Annotated in this window: 14 protein-coding genes; 10 read left to right on the top strand and 4 right to left on the bottom strand. The window is 70.6% G+C overall.

Annotation, left to right across the window (positions count from 1 at the left end):
* Positions 1-315 (bottom strand): beta-1,3-glucanase family protein (locus tag VG296_RS00565; RefSeq protein ID WP_325561838.1); only part of this gene is annotated, 315 nt, incomplete at its 3' end.
* A gap of 500 nt (positions 316-815) precedes the next feature.
* Between VG296_RS00565 and VG296_RS00560 the strand changes: the two genes are divergently transcribed.
* From VG296_RS00560 to VG296_RS00530, 7 genes are all read left to right on the top strand, one after another.
* Positions 816-2,294, top strand: coding sequence for an ArnT family glycosyltransferase (locus VG296_RS00560; protein ID WP_325561837.1), 1,479 nt, complete (start codon positions 816-818; stop codon positions 2,292-2,294).
* A gap of 107 nt (positions 2,295-2,401) precedes the next feature.
* Entirely contained in the window at positions 2,402-3,169 is a 768-nt protein-coding gene (locus VG296_RS00555) for a hypothetical protein (protein WP_325561835.1), read from the top strand.
* A gap of 227 nt (positions 3,170-3,396) precedes the next feature.
* Positions 3,397-5,178 carry a fatty acyl-AMP ligase gene (locus VG296_RS00550; RefSeq protein ID WP_325561834.1) on the top strand — a complete coding sequence of 594 codons (1,782 nt, stop codon included), beginning with the start codon at positions 3,397-3,399 and terminating at the stop codon, positions 5,176-5,178.
* Entirely contained in the window at positions 5,175-9,560 is a 4,386-nt protein-coding gene (locus VG296_RS00545) for a type I polyketide synthase (RefSeq protein WP_325561832.1), read from the top strand. Before VG296_RS00550 ends, VG296_RS00545 begins: the two co-directional genes overlap by 4 nt.
* 30 nt (positions 9,561-9,590) lie before the next feature.
* Entirely contained in the window at positions 9,591-10,778 is a 1,188-nt protein-coding gene (locus VG296_RS00540) for an alpha/beta hydrolase (RefSeq protein ID WP_325561830.1), read from the top strand.
* A 59-nt stretch (positions 10,779-10,837) separates the two neighbouring features.
* On the top strand, positions 10,838-12,187 hold the full coding sequence (gene ccrA, locus VG296_RS00535; RefSeq protein WP_325561828.1) for a crotonyl-CoA carboxylase/reductase: 1,350 nt from the start codon (positions 10,838-10,840) through the stop codon (positions 12,185-12,187).
* Positions 12,188-12,691: 504 nt separating this feature from the next.
* Positions 12,692-13,942 (top strand): MFS transporter, encoded by a 1,251-nt coding sequence (locus VG296_RS00530; RefSeq protein ID WP_325561823.1) that lies wholly within the window; start codon positions 12,692-12,694, stop codon positions 13,940-13,942.
* A 293-nt stretch (positions 13,943-14,235) separates the two neighbouring features.
* Here VG296_RS00530 and VG296_RS00525 read toward each other — a convergent pair whose 3' ends face one another.
* A complete protein-coding gene (locus VG296_RS00525; protein WP_325561821.1) occupies positions 14,236-14,877 on the bottom strand; it encodes a class I SAM-dependent methyltransferase family protein in 642 nt (213 codons plus the stop codon).
* A gap of 192 nt (positions 14,878-15,069) precedes the next feature.
* Between VG296_RS00525 and VG296_RS00520 the strand changes: the two genes are divergently transcribed.
* Entirely contained in the window at positions 15,070-16,341 is a 1,272-nt protein-coding gene (locus VG296_RS00520) for an MFS transporter (protein ID WP_325561819.1), read from the top strand.
* 272 nt (positions 16,342-16,613) lie between these two features.
* Here VG296_RS00520 and VG296_RS00515 read toward each other — a convergent pair whose 3' ends face one another.
* Positions 16,614-17,519, bottom strand: a complete 906-nt coding sequence (locus tag VG296_RS00515; protein ID WP_325561817.1) for a hypothetical protein — start codon at positions 17,517-17,519, stop codon at positions 16,614-16,616.
* A 172-nt stretch (positions 17,520-17,691) separates the two neighbouring features.
* Here VG296_RS00515 and VG296_RS00510 point away from each other — a divergent pair, with 172 nt between their 5' ends.
* Together VG296_RS00510 and VG296_RS00505 are read left to right on the top strand one after the other, a co-directional pair.
* Complete coding sequence (locus VG296_RS00510) at positions 17,692-18,408, top strand: SigB/SigF/SigG family RNA polymerase sigma factor (RefSeq protein ID WP_325561815.1); 717 nt, start codon at positions 17,692-17,694, stop codon at positions 18,406-18,408.
* A 96-nt stretch (positions 18,409-18,504) separates the two neighbouring features.
* Complete coding sequence (locus VG296_RS00505; protein WP_325561812.1) at positions 18,505-19,092, top strand: hemerythrin domain-containing protein; 588 nt, start codon at positions 18,505-18,507, stop codon at positions 19,090-19,092.
* Positions 19,093-19,165: 73 nt separating this feature from the next.
* Here VG296_RS00505 and VG296_RS00500 read toward each other — a convergent pair whose 3' ends face one another.
* Positions 19,166-19,447 (bottom strand): hypothetical protein, encoded by a 282-nt coding sequence (locus VG296_RS00500; RefSeq protein WP_325561810.1) that lies wholly within the window; start codon positions 19,445-19,447, stop codon positions 19,166-19,168.
* Positions 19,448-19,538: the final 91 nt, after the last annotated feature.

Raw genomic sequence — 19,538 nt, 5'->3', positions numbered from 1 at the left:
ACCCGGGTTGAGCAGGAACGTGATCGGCGCACCGACCGAGAACCAGATCCGGCCCCCCGCGATCTGCGGAATCGTGATCGACGTCGTCGAACCCGGCCCACCCAACGCGATCGCACAGTTCGCCCCCAACCCCGCACCCGGGCCGCTCGGCGAGGCGGGGTAGTACACCGTGTGGCCATCGGACTCCAACAGCATCAGCGCGTTGCCGTTGTCCACGGCCAACCCCGTCACATACGCGTACACCGCGCCCGACGACGTCGTGTTCTGAATATCGACCCGCAACGACGCCGGCGACGCCGACGCACCCGAGAGCAACGACCCACCCCCGACCCCCAACGCCGAACCACCGACCACCACGGCCGACGCCGACAACAACTTCCTACGACTAATCATGGGTGTGGGTTCCCCTTTGTTCCGTAAACGTTTCCGAGACCAAGCTGGCTCAGAGTATGGAAACGTCCAGGCCCGTCCGTCAATAAAGCGAACCTTAAGAGCGGCCGAGTGGACTGACCGTCACGACCGTCACGACCGTCAGTGAGTTGGCGGGGGCGGTGTAGCGACGACGTGATCTCGTCCGGGGTGCTGAGCGTGTTACCGGCCGAGGTCGTGGCTCTGTGGCCTCGCAAGGGGAATATCAACGTTCACCCAGGCGGCGTCAAGCCGATCATCGGGGAGCGGTTGACAACGCCCACAGTAGCCCGGGAGTGCCGCGGGTACGCCCGTTCGGCCCCCTCGTATCGGCGCCGCTTCCCGCGCGAGCGACCGAGATTGAATATGCTTCATATTATGACAATGCAGACATATGCGGCCGACGCATGACGCCGGCCTTCGCGCGTCTGCCGGTGCTCGCGATCGCGGGGGCGACCGGGGCGGTGCTCCTCGCGGTGAGCGGCCGCTTCGGGTACTTCGGCGATGAGCTCTACTTCCTCGCGTCCGGAAGATACCACCCGGCCTGGGGCTACGCGGACAACCCGTGGCTGCTCCCGCTGCTGGCCAGGCTCTTCGACCTGATGTCGCCCGGCTCGGTGGTCGGCCTTCGGCTGCTGCCCATGGTGCTGACGGTCCTCGGCGTGGTGCTCACCGCGCTGATCGCCCGTGAGTTCGGCGGCGGGGCGCGCGCGCAGACGATCGCCGCGGCGGCGTTCGCGATCTCGCCGCAGCTGCTCGGGACCGGCCATCTGCTGATGACGTGCACGGTCGACCCGTTCTGCTGGGTGCTCGTCAGTTGGCTTGTGGCGCGCTGGGTGCGCACCCGCGACGACTGGCTTCTGCTGTACGCCGGGCTTACCACGGCGATCGCGATGCAGGCCAAGTTCCTGATCATCGCGTTCTGGTTCGGGCTGGTCATCGGCCTGCTCGTCTCCGGCCCGCGCGAGATCTTCCGCCGTCCGCTGCTCTGGGCGGGCGCCGCGGTCACCCCGCTGGTCAGCGTGCCGACCATCCTGTGGCAGGCGCATCACGGCTGGGCGTACCGCGCCATGCCCGGCGTCATCGCCGGGCAGGTCGACCAGGCGTGGGGCGGCCGGTCGGCGATCCTGCCGATGGCGGTGCTGACGGCGGGTCTGTTCGTCGGAGCCTTCCTGCTCTTTCACGGCTGCTACTGCCTGCTGCGCGCCCCGGAGCTGCGGGACTACCGTTTCTTCGGCTGGGCGTGCATCGTCGTCACCATCGTGATCGTGGCCTCAGCCGGCCGCTACTACTACCTGTCAGGCCTGTACGCGGTGCTGTTCGCAGCCTCGGGGACGCGCATCGAACGCCGGATGCCCGCGCGCTGGTGGCGCTGGGTGCCCACGTGGCCCGCGTTCGCGGTGTCCGCGCTGCTGGCGGTGTATATCGCGCTGCCGATCCGTCCGCTCGACGCGTTCACCGGCTCGGCTCTGGTGGACTTCCTGCCCGTCAGCAGCATCGGCTGGCCGCAGTTGGCGCACACCGCGGCCACCGCCTACGACCAGCTGCCCGCGGAGACGCGCGCGCACACTGTCGTGATGGGGGACACGTACTGGCAGGCCAGCGCGCTGGACGTCTACGGCCGCGCCGACGGGATCCCGCGAGCGTACGGGCCCGAACGCGGCTACTGGTACATGGGTACGCCGCCCGCGAGCACCCGTCAGGTTCTGTACGTCGGCGGGACCGGCGGCTCGATCGGCAGATTCTTCGACTCGGTGCGCCAGGTCGGCACCGTCCGGCTCGCCCACGTCGACGCCGAGGCCGCGAACCAGGGCGTGCCGATCTGGCTCTGCGCCGGCCCGCGCGACTCCTGGCCGCGGCTGTGGAACCAGATGTACCAACCCTGAGTGCCGCGTTGCCCCGTTCGGACGCTCCGGGTCGCCGGTGACGGGTCGTCAGCCGATCCTGGATGGACTTGCCGGGGAACACGCCTGAAGTGGAGTGAGACCAAGCGATGCGCATCAATGCAGTACGAAGCCCGATCCTCGTCTTCGCCGCGCTGACCGCGGTGTTCGTGCCCCTGATGACCTCGTCCCACGCGGCGCTGGGTCTCGGCGTGCGCGACTCCGCCTCGCCCTCCGCCTCCGACTCGGCCTCGCCCGTGCCCGCGTCCTCCGCCCAGCCCGCTCCCGTCCGGCAGCGGCCGAAGCCGGCGCCGACTCCCAAGCCGGCGCCGAAGCCGACGCCGACCGGCAGCGGGAAGGCAGGTCACGCTCCCTCGATCGCCGCGCAGGGCGCGTTCTACCGCTCGGTGCTCGACCTGCGCCCGGACATGCCCGGAATAAGCGCTCAGCAGTACTACTACATCGGTCAGGCCTTCTGCACGAGCGCCGACCTCGGCGACGACGAGCTCGGCCAGATCCAGCAGGCCTATGCCATGCCCGCCAACTCGCTGGCATACGACAGCTCGATGGCCGACATGATCCTGCAGACCGCGCCGATGGAGTTCGTGCAGGAGAACCAGGTCGCCTTCGGCTTCGACGGCAGCGAGATCGACACCTCGACCCTCAACGCGTTCCGCAAGAAGCTCTGCGTGAACCACCCGCTCTGGCGGGCCTACGCGCGCTTCGTGCGCACGCAGCTCGAGACGCTCGGCCCCTGGGGGACCGACCCGTCCTTCGCCGGGGATCCGAACCAGACGTCGCAGATGTGGAACGACGACCTGTCCGCCTGGGAGTCCGCGCTCGGACCCTGGCTTCCGCAGCGGATGCAAGCGTCCTGATCGCACGCTCCGGACGGCTCCGAACGGCCCGTCCGCCGCGCAACGGACACCGTGTCAGGCCCTATTCGCAGCCGTACATGACCCATTCGGATCTCCAGAACGCGCGCCGGAATGCCGATATGACTTTTAGTTGAGAGGTGAAGCTGAAAATCACTCCCGACTTCATCCTCGCCGAACGTGTGCCAACAGCCTGATCCCGTCCCGTCCGCCCACCTCCTGGAGCCAGCATGCAGCAGCACCGATCCATGCCCGCCCCGGACCTCGCCGCCGCGCAGTCGCTGCCCGGGCTGCTCCGCGACCTGGCCGCGCGGCACGCGCACCAGCGGGCGTTCACGTTCGTGGACTACCCGGACCTGCGCTCCGACGGCCGGTCCCACACGCTGACCTGGGCTCAGCTGCATGACCGCGCCCGTGCGGTGGCCGCGCAGGTGCGCGCCGTGGCCCGGCCCGGCGACCGCGCCGTACTGCTGATGCCGCAGGGATTGGACTACGTCGCCGGCTTCCTCGGCTGCCTGGCGGCGGGTGTGGTGGCCGTGCCGCTTTTCCCGACGAACCAGCCCGGGCACGCGAACCGGGTAGCCGCCGTGCTCGAGGACTGCGAGCCCGCGTGCGCGCTGGTCACCGAGTCCACTGCCGCCGCCGCGCGGACGTATCTGGACGAGGACGCGGGGTACGGCCGCTTGCCGCTCGTGCAGGTCGACGTCTCGCAGCCGTTGACGAGCGCCGACCCGGAGACCGAGTGGATCGACCCGTCGCCGGGTGACGTCGCGTACCTCCAGTACACCTCCGGCTCCACCCGCAGCCCGGCCGGTGTGATGATCACGCACGAGAACGTCGTGCGCAACGCCCGCCAGGTGCTCACCGCCTTCCCCGGCTCGACCGTCGTCAGCTGGCTGCCGCTGTTCCACGACATGGGGCTGGTGGTCAACATCTGCATGCCGGTGGTCGGCGGCTTCCCCTCGGTGCTGATGGACCCGGTCGCGTTCCTGGCCCGCCCGGAACGCTGGCTGCGGCTGATCGGCGCGCACCCGAACGTGTTCGCGGCCGCGCCGAACTTCGCCTACGACTACTGCGTCGCGAAGGTGCGCCCGGAGGCCGTCGCGGACCTGCGGCTCGACCAGGTGCACGCGCTGGGCAACGGAGCCGAGCCCATCCGGCCGCGCACGCTGCGGGCCTTCGCCGCCGCGTTCGCCGGGACCGGCCTGCGGCCGGAGATGCTCTGTCCCTCGTACGGCCTCGCGGAGGCGACGGTGTTCGTTGCCTCGGATGGCGCAAAGTCGGCGCCGTACGAGGTGACCTGCCATCGTGCCGCGTTGGCCGAAGGACGCATCGTGCCCGCCGCGGCCGACGCCGACGAGGCCTCCGTCACGACCCTGGTCGCCTGCGGCAAGCCGGTCGACCAGGAGATCCGGATCGTCGAGCCGGGCACCCGGCGGATCCTGCCCGACGGCGCGGTCGGCGAGATCCTGGTGCGCGGGGCGAACGTGGGCCTCGGCTACTGGAAGCGAGCCGAGCAGTCCGCCGAGGTCTTCGGCGCCGTGCTGGCTGGGACCGGCGAGCAGCCCTGGCTGCGCACCGGCGACCTCGGCGCGATCCACGACGGGCGGTTGCTCGTGACCGGGCGTCTCAAGGACCTGTTGATCATCGACGGGCGCAACCACTACCCGCAGGACGTCGAGGAGACCGTGCACGCGGCGCTCGAGGCGGACCGGCGCGAGCGCGCGGCCGTGTTCGCCGTGCCGGGAGCCGAGGGCGAGTCCGTCGTGGCCGTCGCCGAGCGCCGCCGGGACCGGATGAAGAAGGAAGCGCTCGCCGCGGCGTCCGCCGAGATCGGGAGCTCCGTCGACCACATCGTGCGCGCACGGGTGGCCGGCACCCACGGGCTGCGCCTGGACCAGCTCGTCCTGGTGCCGCCGGGCACCATCCCGCGCACGTCCAGCGGCAAGGTCTCGCGCAGCGCCTGCCGTGCCGCCTACCTGCGCGGCGACTACGCGGAGGGCCGTCGATGAGCAATGTGGGCAACGCCAACGGCTTCGGAGTGCACGCGGACCCCGACTCGGCGGAACTCGATCTCGCGGTGCGTCGCCATGTGCTGACGCGCCTGCACGAATGGCACGGCATCGATCCGACGTGGGTCACGTCGGATCGCCCGCTCGCCGAGCTCGGCCTCACGTCGCGCGACGCGGTCACGCTCGCCGCCGAGCTGAGCGAACTCGCGGAGGTGGCGCTCCCGGCGACGGTGCTGTGGGAGGCGCCGACGCTCGACCTGCTCGCCCGGCACATCTGCGGGCAGACGGCGCACGCCGAGCCGGTGACGCAGAACTCTGGAACGCCCGCCGAGCCGGAGGCCGAGCGCGACGGCACCGCGATCGCCGTCGTGGGCATCGGCTGCCGCCTGCCCGGTTCGGTCGCCTCGCCGGAGGACTTCTGGCAGTTGCTCCGCGAGGGCGGCGACGGCGTCGGCACCGTGCCCGAGGGCCGCTGGAGCGGCTTCGTCGAGCATGACGACCCGGCCGCGCAAGAGGTCAGCAAGCACGGCGGCTTCCTGGACGACATCGCGGGCTTCGACGCGGAATTCTTCGGCATCCCCCCGGTCGAGGCGGCCGCGATGGACCCGCAGCAGCGGCTGCTGCTCGAGGTCACGCACGAGGCGCTGGACCACGCGGCGATCCCGGTGGCCGCGCTCGCGGGCAGCAGCACGGGCGTGTTCGTCGGCATCAGCGGCAACGAATACGTCCAGCTGACCACGGCGGACCTCGCCCGCGTCGACGCGTGGACTCCGTCCGGAGCCGCGCTCAGTATCGCCGCGAACCGGCTGTCCTACGTGCTCGACCTACGCGGCCCGAGCATGGCCGTGGACACCGCGTGCTCCTCCTCGCTCGTCGCCGTGCACCACGCGGTGCGCAGCCTGCTGGCAGGGGAGTGCGACACCGCGCTCGCGGCCGGTGTCAATGCTCTGCTTTCCCCGGCGGTCACGCTCGCCTTCCAGCGCGCCGGAGCGCTCGCGCCGGACGGTCGCTGCAAGGCCTTCGACGCGGGCGCGAACGGAATGGTGCGCGCCGAGGGCTGCGGCGTGATCGTGCTGCGTCGCCTCGCCGACGCCGAGCGGGCCGGGGACCGCGTGCTCGCCGTGATCCGCGGCACCGCGGTCAACTCGGACGGCCGCTCCAACGGGCTGATCGCCCCGAACGCCGAGGCGCAGCGCGCCCTGCTCTCGCAGGTGTACGTGGAGGGCGGGCCGGTCCTGCCGAGCGAGCTCGACTACGTGGAGACGCACGGCACCGGAACCTCGCTCGGCGACCCGGTCGAGGCCGGGGCGCTGGGCGCGGTGCTCGGCGCCGGACGTGCTCCGGACCAGCCGCTGCTGATCGGCTCCGTCAAGACGAATCTCGGCCACCTCGAAGCCGCCGCGGGCATCGCGGGGCTCGCCAAGACCGTGCTCGCGCTGCACCACGGGACCGTGCCGAAGCAGCTGCACTTCGCCGAGCCGAGCCCGCACATCGACTTCGAGGCCAACGCGCTGCGCGTGGTCACCGACGCCGAGCCGTGGCCCCGCTATTCGGGCACTGCGACCGCCGGCGTGTCAGCGTTCGGATTCGGCGGCACGAACGCGCACGTGCTCGTGCAGGAGTACCGGCCGGCCGCGTCGTCCCCGAAGACCGCGCCGACGACCGTGGCCGAACCCGAGCCGGAGGCCGCGCTGTTCGTGCTGGACGCTCCCTCGGACGACCGCCTCCGGGAAGAGGCCGCACGCCTCGCCACGTGGCTGCGTTCCGAGCCCGGCGGACGCACGCGCCCGGCCGACGTCGCGCACACACTGCTCGGTCGGGTCGGCAAGGGCACCCGGCAGGCGGCCGTCGTCGCCCGCACGAGTGAACAAGCGGCCGACGCCCTCACCCATCTGGCCGAGGGAAGCCCGCATCCGGCAACGCTCCTCGGTACGCCGAGGACTGGAGCGGCCGGCGCCGTGTGGGTGTTCTCGGGCTACGGTTCGCAGTGGCCTGGCATGGCCCGACGCCTGCTCGACACCGAACCGGCCTTCGCCGCCGCGATCGACCGCCTCGAGCCGCTGATGCGCATGCACGGCGACATCTCGCTGCGCGCGCAACTCGAACCCGAAGCGCAGCTGGAGCGGGCGCCCGTCGTGCTGCCCGCGCTCTTCGGCATCCAGGTCGCGCTGGCCGATCTCTGGCGCGCGCACGGCCTGCGCCCGGCCGCCGTCATCGGCCACTCGATGGGGGAAGTCGCGGCGGCCGTCGTCGCCGGCGCCATCGACGAGGAGACCGGCGTCCGGATCATGTTCGAACGCTCCCGCTTGCTGGACGGTCTGGCCGGCGGCGCGATGGCCGTCGTCGACCGCACCCGTGAGCAGATCGAGGCGCTCGCGCGCGACGCGCTGCCGAGCTTGTGCGTCGCCGTGGACTCCTCGCCCGAGCAGTGCGTGGTGGCCGGTACGGCCGAGGACGTCGAGCAGCTGGTCGAGCTCGTCACCCGAGAAGGCGGAAATGCGCGTTCGCTGCGTGCCGCGGCCGCCGGACACACGCCGCACGTCGATCCGCTGCTGGAGCCCTTCGCGGAGCGGCTCGGCGAAGTCTCGTATAAGGTCCCTGACTGCCGCGTGTACACGACTGTCCGCACCGACCCGCGCGCCGAGGCGGTCTTCGACACCGACTACTGGGTTCGCAACCTGCGCGACTCGGTCCGATTCCAGCAGGCGGTCACGGCCGCGGCCGAGGACGGCTACCGCGTCTTCGTCGAGGTCTCCCCGCATCCGACGCAGCTGTACCCGATGAACGAGACGCTGCGCGCGGCCGGGGCCACGGATGCGCTCGTGCTCCCGACGCTGCGCCGCGACACGGACGAGACTGTCACGTTCCGGCTCTCCGTCGCGGCGCTGCTGATGCGCGGCGCGATCGACCCGGCCGTCGCGCGCAGGGCCATGCACCCCGGCGCGCGCGTCGTCGACCTCCCGTCGCCGCGCTGGCGGCACCGCCGCTTCTGGGTGGATTTCGACCCGGCCGAGCCTCCCGCGAAGCAGGTCGCCGACGTGCCGGTCGTCCCTGTCCTGCCTGTCGCGGCTCCGGCTTCCGGCGACGTCCGCGACCGGCTGCGCACGATCGTCGCGCAGGTCATGGGCTACTCGCCGCAGAGCATCGACGACACGACGCCGCTGACCGAACTCGGCCTTGACTCGCTGCACGCCGTACGCATCCTCGGGATGGTCGAGCGCGAGTTCGGGATCACGCTGCCGCCGAAGGCCGTGCTGCGCAGGGGCACGATCGCCGAGGTCGCCGAGTTGCTGACCAGCGCCGAACCCGAGCGGCGGGTCACCGAGAAGGGCGTCAAGCCCCGTGACGCCACGGAGCGGCTGATCGTGCAGGCGTGGACCGACGTCACCGGTATTCCCGTGCTCGACGTGACCGCGCCGCTCAACGCGCTGATGCAGGATCAGCATCTCGCCGCCGAGTTCGCGGGCGTCCTCGCCGAACGGATCGGCATGCCGTTGCCGCAGATAGACCACCTCGGGGGAGCTCCGAGCGTCGGCGCCATCGCGGACGTCGTCCGGCCGCTGCTGGAAACGCCCGTCGAGGGCCCGATCCGCGTTCTCCGCGCGGAGGGCACCCGGCCGCCGCTGTACCTGATCCATCCGGCCGGCGGCACGTCCGCCGTCTACCGCGGCCTCGTCGACCGCCTCGACGCCGACCAGCCGTGCTTCGGCCTCGAGCGGCTGCCGGACACGGAGTTCGCCGAGGTCACGGACAGCGCCGCCGAGCTCGCGCGGATCATCCGCGAGCGGCACCCGGACGGTCCGTGGGCGGTCGGCGGCTGGTCGTTCGGCGGCGCCGTCGGCCAGGAGGTCGCGCGCCTGCTGTCCGAGCACGGCGCCGTCAGTGCCCTGGTCCTGATCGACACCGTGCTGCCGCTGCCCGACCCCGGTCAGGACACGCGGAAGCTGCTGCTCACCCGGTACCGGGAGTTCGCGGCGTACATCGAGGAGGCGTACGGCAGCCCGCTGAACCTCCCGTACGAGCAGATGGAGAACCTCGACGACGCCGGGCAGATCGCGGCGGTGATCGAGGCGCTGAAGGCGACCGCCGACCTGCCAGAGGCCGCGCTGGAGCACCAGCGCGACTCGTTCCTCGACCTGCGCAGCGGCGAGCGGCACACGCCGCGCCCGTACCAGGGCCGGACGCTGCTCTACCGCGCGAGCGAGGTCGCGCCGCACACCGTCCGGGACCGGCGCTACGAGCGGCAGGACCAGGCGCTCGGCTGGGACGAGTACTGCCCGGACCTGACGATCCGTCCACTGCCCGGCCACCACCTGTGCCTGCTCGACCCGCCCGTGGTGGACGTGCTCGCCCGCCTCCTCGACGCCGACCTACGCGGCTGAGTCCGACCCCGAGAAAGAAGATCCGCAGCCATGTCCGCGAAGACCCGCCCGGTCTGGGCCCTGACCTCGGTCCTCACGCTGTCCCTGACGACCTGGCTGTCCGTCACCTCCGGCGCGGGGTCCGCCGAGGCCACGCCCGCGACGGCGGTCCCGCTGCCCGCGAGCTCGGCTCCGTCCGCCGCGGCGCGGCCCGCGTCCTCGCCGTCCAAGCCCGCCGCGCCGAGCCCGACGCCCTCGCACAGCTCCGCGTCTCCCACACCTCCGCCCCCGCCTCCGCCGGCCCCGTCCCCCTCGCCATCCTCGCCGTCGCCCGCGCCGATCTCGGTGAGCCCGCCGACCGGCACGGCGGACGACGGCTCGTACGTGCAATCCGAGACCTGGCTCGACCCGCGCATGGCCGACCTCAAGGTCGGCTCGATCTCGGTCGGCGCGCTGGTCCCCGTCCGGATCATCGTGCCGGAGAGCTGGAGCGCCGACGCGGACGAGACGTGGCCGTTGCTTTACCTGCTGCACGGCGCGCACGACAGCTACACGGCGTGGACCCGGGAGACCGACATCGAGTCCTTCGTCGCCGACAAGAACGTCATCGTCGTGATGCCCGAGGACGGGCCGACCGGCATCCCGACCCGCTGGTGGAACGGCGGCAAGCAGAAGCCCGACTACGAGACCTTCGACGCGGTCGAGCTGATGCAGATTCTGCAGCGGGACTTCAGCGCCGGCAGCACCCGCGCGGTCGCGGGCGTGTCCACCGGTGGATACGGCGCGATAATGATGGCCGCGCACTACCCGCAGACGTTCGTGGCCGCGGCGTCCTACAGCGGCGTGCTCAACACGACCTATCCCGGCATGCCCGCCGTGATGCGCGCGATCGTCGCCCGGGAGAGCATCCAGCCCGACGCGCTCTGGGGAGACCCGCTGCACAACGTCCAGCTGTGGAACGAGGACAACCCGTACGCGCAGGCCACGAACCTGCGCTTCGGCTCGCTGTTCCTCTCCTGCGGCGACGGCAAGGGCCCGGCGCAGAACGCTCAGCTCGGCCAGACGCTCGAGCAGGCGATCCAGCCGCAGAACGTCGCGTTCGCCAACCGGCTCGGCGTGCTCGGCATCCCGGTGCAGACCGACTTCTACAGCGGCGGCGTGCACAACTGGTCGTCCTGGAAGGGCGCGTTCGCGACCTCCTGGCCGATGCTCGCCGCCAGCCTGGGCCTGCCGTCCTGAATCAGACCACGCATACCGACGGTACCGATGGAATCGCACACCCCGAGGAGATCCGGTAGATGTTCACGAACAGCCCGCTCACCGAGGCGGTTCTGGGCGGCGCGGAGGCCGGCGAGCTGGCGACCGCCCCGCTGCCCGACACGTACCGCGCCGCCTTCCTGCGCCGCGAGGACCAGGAGATCTTCCGCGGCGAGCCGGACAAGGACGTGCGCCGCACACTGCGCGTCGGCGAGGTCCCGATGCCGGAACTCGCCCCCGACGAGGTCGTGGTGGCGGTCATGGCGGCGGCAGTGAACTACAACACCGTGTGGTCCGCGACCTTCGAGCCGCTGCCCTCGTTCCAGTTCCTCAAGCACGTCGCCCGCGGCGGCGGCTGGGACACGCGGCACGACCAGGACTTCCACGTCATCGGCTCGGACGCGTCGGGCGTCGTCGTGCGCGTCGGAGCCGCCGTGCGCCACTGGAAGGTCGGCGACAAGGTCGTCGTCACCCCCGGCGCCATCGACGAGCAGGAGCCCGCGGCCCAGCAGGACGGCCTGCTCGCCGAGCGGACGCTCGCCTGGGGCTTCGAGACCAACTACGGTGCCTTCGGCGACTACACGGTGGTCAAGGGCACCCAGCTGATTCGTAAGCCGCGTCACCTGAGCTGGGAGGAGGCGGCATGCAACGCGCTCTGCCTCGGCACCGCGTACCGCATGCTGATCTCCCAGCACGGCGCCCGAATCAAGATGGGTGACGTGGTCCTGATCTGGGGCGCCACCGGCGGCCTCGGCGCCTACGCCGTCCAACTCGTGCAGCGCGCGGGCGGCATCCCCGTCGGCGTAGTGGGCAGCGCCAGGAAGGCGGCGCTGCTCGAGAAGATGGGCTGCCGCCACATCATCAACCGCCAGGAGATCGGCTTCGCCGACAGCGCCGATTCCGCTGAGGAATCGAACGAGATGGACCGCTGGCGCGCCCTCGGCGCCGCGATCCGCAAGCAGGTCGGCGAGGACCCGCACGTCGTCTTCGAGCACGTAGGCAAGGAGACCTTCGGCGCCTCCGTCTTCGTCGCACGACGCGGCGGCAGCATCGTCACCTGCGGCTCCAGCACCGGCTACGCCCACCACTACGACAACCGCCACCTCTGGATGCGCGTCAAGCGCATCATCGGCAGTCACGGCGCCAACTACCAGGAGTCCGTCGAGGCCAACCGCCTGCTGGAGCTGGGCCTGGTGGTCCCCACCCTCTCCCGCGTCTACCCCTTCGCCCAAGTAGCCGACGCCACCCGCTCCGTCCAGCGCAACGAGCACGAGGGCAAGGTAGGCGTCCTCTGCATGGCCCCCGAAGAGGGCCTCGGCATCGAAGACCCCCTCCTGCGCGAACAGATCGGCGAAGACCGCCTCCGCCTCTTCCGCGACCACGTGTCCTGATTCTTCGTGTTCCCTCCGCTGTGAAAATCGCCGCTTCGCGACTGTGACGATAAGGCGGCGCCCGGCTTGCGCTGCACCGACTTTGCGTCGGCGTCCTTACGTTGAGCCCTGCGCAGGTAGGTCAAAGTCAAGTACGGTTCCGGCCAGCCCGTGCTCAGATCAGAGAGCAGGGGTCCGCCGGTCGTCCTGCGGTTTCGCTGTTGAGTGCGTGCGTCCGGTTGGGCTGCTCTTCGCCTGGCACCGGACGGAACCAGCAAACTGACGGGAGGTCCGGTGGCGCATCGAACTAGTTCCGCCAGAGCACGTTCGCCCGGTTGAGCTTGTTCGGCCGGGCGGCTTGGTCTTCGGGCTCTGATCCGTGAGACCGGGCTGGTGGCCGAGTGTTTCAGGGCTTTGTCACGGATGGGCGCTAGCCGGCCGCGTTGGCACTCTTGACACGAGAGTGCCAACGCTGCTTTCGTTGGCACTCTCAATGGGAGAGTGCCAATCGCGAGGAGCCCGGGGATGGCAACACTGGCGCTGGGTGCACCGTATCGGCGGCTTTGGTCGGCCACGCTGCTATCCAACCTCGGCGACGGCGTCCGGGCGGCGGCGTTTCCGCTGCTGGCGGCGACCCTGACCAGCAGCCCGGTACTGATCTCCGGCGTGGCCGTCGCCACTCAGCTCCCCGGCGTGCTCCTGGCGTTGCCGGCCGGGTCGCTGGCCGATCGGTTCGATCGTCGGCAGATCGTCATCGCAGCCGACGTCATCCGGCTCGCCTTCCTGCTGGGACTGATCGCCCTTATCGTCTCCGGCTGGGCGACGATGGGTGCCTTGTACGTCGCGGTGTTCGTCTCCGGCGCCACCGACGTGGTCCGTGCCACGGCTGCCAGCACCTTGGTGCCGTCACTCGTACCGCTCGAGCACTTGGACATGGCCAACGGCCGACTGGTCACTGCCGAGATCGCCGGCAACGAATTCCTAGGACCACCCCTGGGCGGCTACCTGTTCGGCATCGCTCTGGTGCTGCCGTTTGCTATCAATGGCGGAACGCTGGCGATCGCCGTCGCCCTGGTCGCCGGCATCCCCGCCCTTCTCCAGACCCCCGGCGGAGCAACGGGAACCAAAGCCAGACGGCAACCGGACCGGGCCGGCGGCAGCCTGCAGTGGCTGCGCGGGCACCGCAGCTTCTGGCCGGTGCCCGCGACCAGCGCCGCCCTGGCCCTGACAGACAGCGCCTGGTTCACCCTTCTCGTGCTCTACGTCCAACAGGTCCTGCGTCTAAGCTCCGCCTGGTACGGAATTCTGCTGGCCGCCGGAGCCTTCGGCGGCCTCAGCGGTGGATTCTTCGCCGCCACACTCACACGGCGGATCGGAGCGAAGGCCACCGCCCTGACCTGCCTCGCTTTGGCCGCAGCCGGTCAGCTGGCCTTGGGCACCACGAACTCAGTGATCGCCACAGCCGCCGTCCTGGCCACCAGCAGCATGGCCTTCGCCATCTGGAACGTGCAGGCGCGCACCACCATCCAAAGCGCCGTACCCACGGACCTATTGGGACGAGTCATCAGCATCAATCGTGCCGCCGTCACCGCGGCCTCCCTCGCCGGGGCCGGCCTCGGCGGCATCACCGCAAGCCGACTCGGACTTCACGCCCCATTCCTCCTCGGAATCCCAGTCCTGATCGCCGCCGGGATCCTCATAGCCGCAAGTCCCAAGACATTCGCAGACACGGCAACACCACCCGACCGTGGCGGACACCAGCCAGCCACTCCATAGCACTATTGAGAGCACTCGCAGGTGGCTGCACCGCGGACCTGCATCCTGCCAAACAGGGCCATGGTTTTCTGATGCGCACTGGACCGTGATCGGTCGCGGTGTCCCACGCTCACCGATGAGCCGACCGAGGTGGACTGGTTCAGCTCTGGAGACTGGCCGCGCGTGCGCCACCACGACGGCACCCGTCTACTCGATGGCGTCAGTGCTCGCGAGTCCGACGAGTAGCAACGCTTGAGGTCTCGCATGTCGTTACCGGGCATGTGAAAGCCCCAGGGCTCACGCTCCGGCGCGGCTCAGGTCCTGGCCACGAAGGTGAACAGGCGCTGGCCGGGGGTCAGCGCGGCGGGATCGCCTGTGAGCCGGTGGGCGCCCACGGACATGAAGCCGTCTTGGCTGATGTCGAACGCCTCCTCGTGGAAGCCCGCCTCGCTGAACCAGGAACGGATTGCGGGGGTCAGGTCAGGTGGGTTGCGGTGCCTGGTCCATAGGACCAGCGCGCCGGGGGCGCAAAGGCTGGGCAGGGCTGCCACGGTGGCCTGGATGTCGGTGATGCTGATGTTGCCGAAGATGCCACACACCACGACGATCTGGGCGGGGACCGCGCCCGCGCAGGCATCGGTGGTCCCGGCGTCAGCCTGCAGGATCTCAATGCTGTCTAGCCCAGCCGCCTGCGCTGCCTGCCGTGCGACCGCGACGTTGCGCTCGTCCAGCTCGACCAGCCGGGCGCGCACGTCGTCCCGGCGCGGATGCCCGACCAGGACGCCGATGACGTCTCGGCCCTGCCCGGCGCACAGGCTGATCAGCCGTATGTCCCCGGCGGGGGCATGATCGAGCTCGGCGCGCAGGTGCCCCTGCACCCGTTCCAGCCGCCGCGAAAGCGGGGAACCTGGATCGTCGTAGTCTCGGTGCCATTCCACCCAGTCGCGGTGCGCCATGAGGCCAGCCTACGACCATCGAATCAGTACACGACTTCAGCCCCCCATAAACCATGTCGGCGCGCATCACCGATGGCGTACGAGGCTAAGCCGTAGTGCGCCCCTGACGCATGGTGAGACGTCGATGCGAGATCGGGACCCCTGGCCCTATGGTCTAAACCACGGTCCAATCCAGACCTGCGGAGGGGGAGCATGGGTACGACGGCTGTTACGGAGGTTGAGGAGGAGCCGCCGGCGACGCCGCATCACCGGATCGGGGTGCGGGAGCCGGTCGGGCTGGTGGGGCGGATGAGTGGGGCGCTGCGGCGGCGGGCGTTTCGGTGGTGGTTCGCGGGGCAGGTGACGTCGTCGTCGGGGGCGATGACGCAGGCGGTGGCGCTGTCGTGGACCGTGCTGCAGCTGACGCACAGCGCGGTGTGGCTCAGCGCGGTGACGGCGTGTTCGTTCGCGCCGTCGCTGGTGCTCGGGCCGTGGGCGGGGGCGTTGGTGGACCGGGCGGACCGGCGGCGGCTGCTGATCGGGACGCAGGCGCTGATGATGGTGATCGCCGGGGCGTTGTTCGGGCTCTCGGTCGCGGGCCAGCTGCGGTTGCCGCTCATTCTCGGGCTCTCGCTGCTGACCGGGGCGGTCGCGTCGGTCGATTCGCCGGCGCGGCAGGTGTACGTGGTCGACCTCGTCGGGCGGAACGCGGTGGCGAGTGCGGTCGGGCTGTGGGAGGTGGCGCTCAACGCGTCGCGGGTGGTCGGGCCTGGGCTCGGCGGGCTGTTGCTGGCGACGTCCGGGGCTTCCGCGTGCTTCGGGGTCAATGCGCTGACGTATCTGGCGCCGTTGTGCGTGCTGGTGCGGATGCAAGCGACGGGGCACGTATCTGCCGCGCGCCGTGGTGCGCAGAAGGGCGCGGCGCGCGAAGGGCTGCGGTACGCGCTGCGGACGCCGTTGTTCCGCGCGCTGCTGCCGATGTCCGCTGCCAGCGGGCTGATCTTCAGCATGGGCGTCGCGCTGCCGCCGCTCGTGAGCAGCGCACTGCATCTCGGCGGCGGGGGTTACGGCGCGATGATGGCGTGCTTCGGGGTCGGCGGGCTTCCCGGGGCGTTGCTGGCCGCCGCGGCGCCGGAGCCGACGGGGCGTCGGGTACGGGTGCTGGCGCTGCTGACGGCCGTATCAGTGCTCATCGTCGCGTGGGCGCCGGTGGCCGCGGTCGCGATGGCGGGGATGGTGCTCGCCGGCATGAGCTCGATCTGGTTCATCGCCTTGGCGAACACGCTCGCTCAAGTGCGCTGCGACCCGGACTTCCGGGGACGGGTCATGAGCCTTTGGGGCATGGCGATGACCGGCACGCTGCCGCTGACCAGCTTCATCGTCGGCGCGGTGATCGACGGGGCCGGGGCGCGCGTCGGGTTCTCGATCTCGGGAATCTGCGTGGCCGCGGCGGCGCTCGCCGGGTGGCGCGCGCTGCGCGACTGAAAACGCTCCCACCACCACGCAGTTGCGCACCTATGACGACGGCGGGTGTCCGCTTAAGGTGACAGCACGTTCAACGCCGCAAGTGTGGGCCGGCGTTGACCGTCCTCCCCACTTTCGCGGGTCGGGGAGGGGACCGGAGCTTGTTGGACGATCGCGCGTCCCGATGCCGGCCCGGTCCGAACATGGTGGGGGTGATGGAGGGAAGGTGGGGCTCCGGAGTTCGAGGGTGCTTCGTGGGAGTGCTCTCGTGCTCCGGCGCACACCAGACTCGCTTATCCGGACCCCTTCCGGCCCGCGGCGGCCATCGCGTTGATCGATTCCGCGAGGCTCAGTCCGTCCTCCAGGCCCTTCGGCTCCATGCTTCCGGCGAGCAGCGCCAGCGCCGCCGTGCTGAGCAGCCCCCGTTTGTCGGCCACGTTGAGCACGCGCGTCTCAGGGCCCTCAGCCATCGCACGCAATGCGCAGCCTTCGACGAGTGCGGTGAGGATGTCAGCCAACTGACCGAGGCTGATGCCCTCGCGCAACTGGAGCCCGCGCGCCGTCATCATGCGGGTGTAGATGCCGCCCCAGATCGCCTGCCCGCGCTCGTACTTCGCCGCGAGGACGCCGCGGACCGCCGGATCGTCCTGCGCGCCGATCGACGCCGCGAGCTGGATGCGGAACGTGACCATCGCGAGCAGGTGGGCGGTCGCGTTGTACGCCACCTCCTGGACGGCCTCCGCGAAGTCGTCCGCCTCGGCCAGCTGCTCCGCGGCGCCGTCCCACAGGCTCGTGTACGAGGCCGGGTAGTAGCCCGTCCACAGCACGAAGCCGAGCAGGTCGGCGATGAAGTCCGCCTGCGTGCGCCAGCTCGTGCGCAGGGTCGAGACGCTGCCGCGCCGGGGGAGCGGGTCGGGATTGCCCGCCACCTCGGCCGCGACCGCGCGCTGCGTCAGGAATCCGAAAAACGAACGCTCCGCCGCCGCGGGGTCGCGCTCGCCGGCCTCCTCCTCGCTGCGCGGCCCGAGCCGCCGCTCGACGAGCCGCAGCGCCGCCGCCAGGTACGCCGCCGTGACCGGGTCGTTGGCCAGCTGCAGCCGCCCACGCTCGGTGCGGCGGTTGAGCCGGATCAGGACCGGAGAGAGATCTTCGTTGAATGGGTAAGGAAGCCGGGATTTCAAGTCCCCGTCGACTGCCATGCCGTCATTCTGACAGATCAGGCGTAGCGTGGAATGCAGTGCGAGCTGAGGTCGCTGTGCGCCCGGCTTGGAGGGTTGATCCATGGGTGCAGCTGTCCTGAACGACATTCCCCATTCGCCGCCGCCTCAGCGTGAAGCGCGGCGTGCGGAGACGATGCGTGTGCTGCGCCGGATGGCGGCGCTGCCTGCAGGCGTTCCGGAGCGGGAGCGGCTGCGGGACGAGGTGGTCGCGGACCACATGCCGTACGCCCGCCACATCGCGCGGCGTTACAGCACCCGCGGCGCGTCGCCGGAGGACTTCGAGCAGGTCGCGTACCTGGGCTTGGTGAAGGCGGTCGACAATTTCGATCCCGACCACGGCACCGGTTTCCTCGGGTACGCGACGCCGATGATCGTGGGCGAGATCAAGCGGTATTTCCGGGACGCGACGTGGAGTGTGCACGTGCCGCGCCACATGCAGGAGCTGACCGGCGCGATGCGCAAGGCCGCCGACGCCCTGACCGTGGACCTCGGCCGGCCGCCGACTCTGATGGAACTCGCCGAGACCCTGGGCGTCTCGACGGAGGAGCTGGTCGCGGCGCTGGACGCGTCCGAGGCGTACAACACCGCGTCGCTGGACCGCCCGATCGGCCGCGAAGGGGTCGAGGACGGTGCGTGTCTCGGCGAGATGCTCGGCGAGGAGGATCCCGGCTACGACCGCGCCGTGGACCGTGAGGTGCTGCGGAGCCTGGTGGACGAGCTGGGGGAGCGGGATAGGCGGATCCTGCTGATGCGGTATTTCCGCGGGATGACGCAGTCCGAGATCGGTGAGCGGCTCGGTGTGTCGCAGATGCAGGTTTCCCGGCTGATCGCGAAGATCCTCGCCGAGCTACGGGCCGGCTTCGGCTGACGCGGCCCGATTCCGGGGGTGCCGCGCATGCGCGGCGCGGCGCGGGGTACTCGTCCCTGACCACGAGGAACGCGAGCGGAGAGCGGGGTGATGGCGATGCCGGAGACTGATGACGCGGCGAAGGAGATCGCCCGCGAGCACGACGAGATCGATCGGCTCTCGGTCCGCATCTGCACCCTGAGCGCCGGCGCCGATCGCGCCGCCGCCGTGCACGAGGCCTGCGTCCGCTTCGCGTACCACGTGCACGTCGAGGAGAAGCACCTGCACCAGGCCATGCGCCGCCACCTGCCCGACGGCTCGGCCGTCGTCGACGCGCAGCGGCGGCGGGACCGGGCGGTGCTGCGTACCGTCGAGTACTGCGAGCTGCCCGACGTGGAAACCGACGAGCTCGACGTGCTCGTCGGCCAGCTCGTCGTCGGCATCCAGGACCACGTGGAGCGCTACGACGCCGACCTGTTGCCCGCCCTGATCCGCGCGTGCCCGCTGGCGGAGAGCCGCCGCGTCGCCGAACTGCTGCGCGCCGCGCTCCAGGCCGTGCGCGACGCGGTCAAGATCGGCGATGGATCGAAGCGTGCGCCGGTCGACGCCGAGAGCATGCCGGAGCCGCACCACCGCGGACTCAGGGGTCTGCTCCACCACCGTGCGGCGGAGACCGAGGCGGAGCGCCGCGGCTACGCCACCTGAGCACGGGCCCTGAGCACGGGCAGAGAGTCAGCGCAATGGAACCTGAGGCAGGTCCGCGCGGCAGTGGTCTGATTCAACGCCTGGCGTGCTTCTTCCGGTAGTGCCCGTCCGCCATCTCGTAGCAGAGCACGCATTCCGGTGCAGACTCAGGGGCCTGAACCTCGCCGGCGTGCACCGGCTTGCCGCAGATGCACTGCGCGTCGTGCGGAGCCACCGCCTGGGCCTCGAACGCCGGGTAGCACAGGAAGCAGATGATGTGCCGGAAGTTGTCCGAGATCGCCTCGACCTCCTCCTCGCGCCGCAGTTCGGCCTCGGTCTCGTCGTCCAGGATGGTTCCGGGGTCCGGAATCGTCATGGTGCCTCGCCTCGTGTCGTGCGTTCCTGCCTGTGTGCCTTCACTGCTCCGTGGCCCGCGTGACGGTTTCGCGTACTGTCTGGGTGATGTG

This window comes from Actinospica sp. (assembly GCF_035552695.1).
Classification (GTDB): domain Bacteria; phylum Actinomycetota; class Actinomycetes; order Streptomycetales; family Catenulisporaceae; genus Actinospica.
Note: the sequence above shows the minus strand (reverse complement) of the source record. Positions and strands in the feature narration are given on the sequence as shown.

Coding starts and splice junctions, on each gene's coding strand:
- VG296_RS00560 (WP_325561837.1), top strand. CDS start 816: ATGACGCCGGCCTTCGCGCGTCTGCCGGTGCTCGCGATCGCGGGGGCG.
- VG296_RS00555 (WP_325561835.1), top strand. CDS start 2,402: ATGCGCATCAATGCAGTACGAAGCCCGATCCTCGTCTTCGCCGCGCTG.
- VG296_RS00550 (WP_325561834.1), top strand. CDS start 3,397: ATGCAGCAGCACCGATCCATGCCCGCCCCGGACCTCGCCGCCGCGCAG.
- VG296_RS00545 (WP_325561832.1), top strand. CDS start 5,175: ATGAGCAATGTGGGCAACGCCAACGGCTTCGGAGTGCACGCGGACCCC.
- VG296_RS00540 (WP_325561830.1), top strand. CDS start 9,591: ATGTCCGCGAAGACCCGCCCGGTCTGGGCCCTGACCTCGGTCCTCACG.
- ccrA (WP_325561828.1), top strand. CDS start 10,838: ATGTTCACGAACAGCCCGCTCACCGAGGCGGTTCTGGGCGGCGCGGAG.
- VG296_RS00530 (WP_325561823.1), top strand. CDS start 12,692: ATGGCAACACTGGCGCTGGGTGCACCGTATCGGCGGCTTTGGTCGGCC.
- VG296_RS00525 (WP_325561821.1), bottom strand. CDS start 14,877: ATGGCGCACCGCGACTGGGTGGAATGGCACCGAGACTACGACGATCCA.
- VG296_RS00520 (WP_325561819.1), top strand. CDS start 15,070: ATGGGTACGACGGCTGTTACGGAGGTTGAGGAGGAGCCGCCGGCGACG.
- VG296_RS00515 (WP_325561817.1), bottom strand. CDS start 17,519: ATGGCAGTCGACGGGGACTTGAAATCCCGGCTTCCTTACCCATTCAAC.
- VG296_RS00510 (WP_325561815.1), top strand. CDS start 17,692: ATGGCGGCGCTGCCTGCAGGCGTTCCGGAGCGGGAGCGGCTGCGGGAC.
- VG296_RS00505 (WP_325561812.1), top strand. CDS start 18,505: ATGCCGGAGACTGATGACGCGGCGAAGGAGATCGCCCGCGAGCACGAC.
- VG296_RS00500 (WP_325561810.1), bottom strand. CDS start 19,447: ATGACGATTCCGGACCCCGGAACCATCCTGGACGACGAGACCGAGGCC.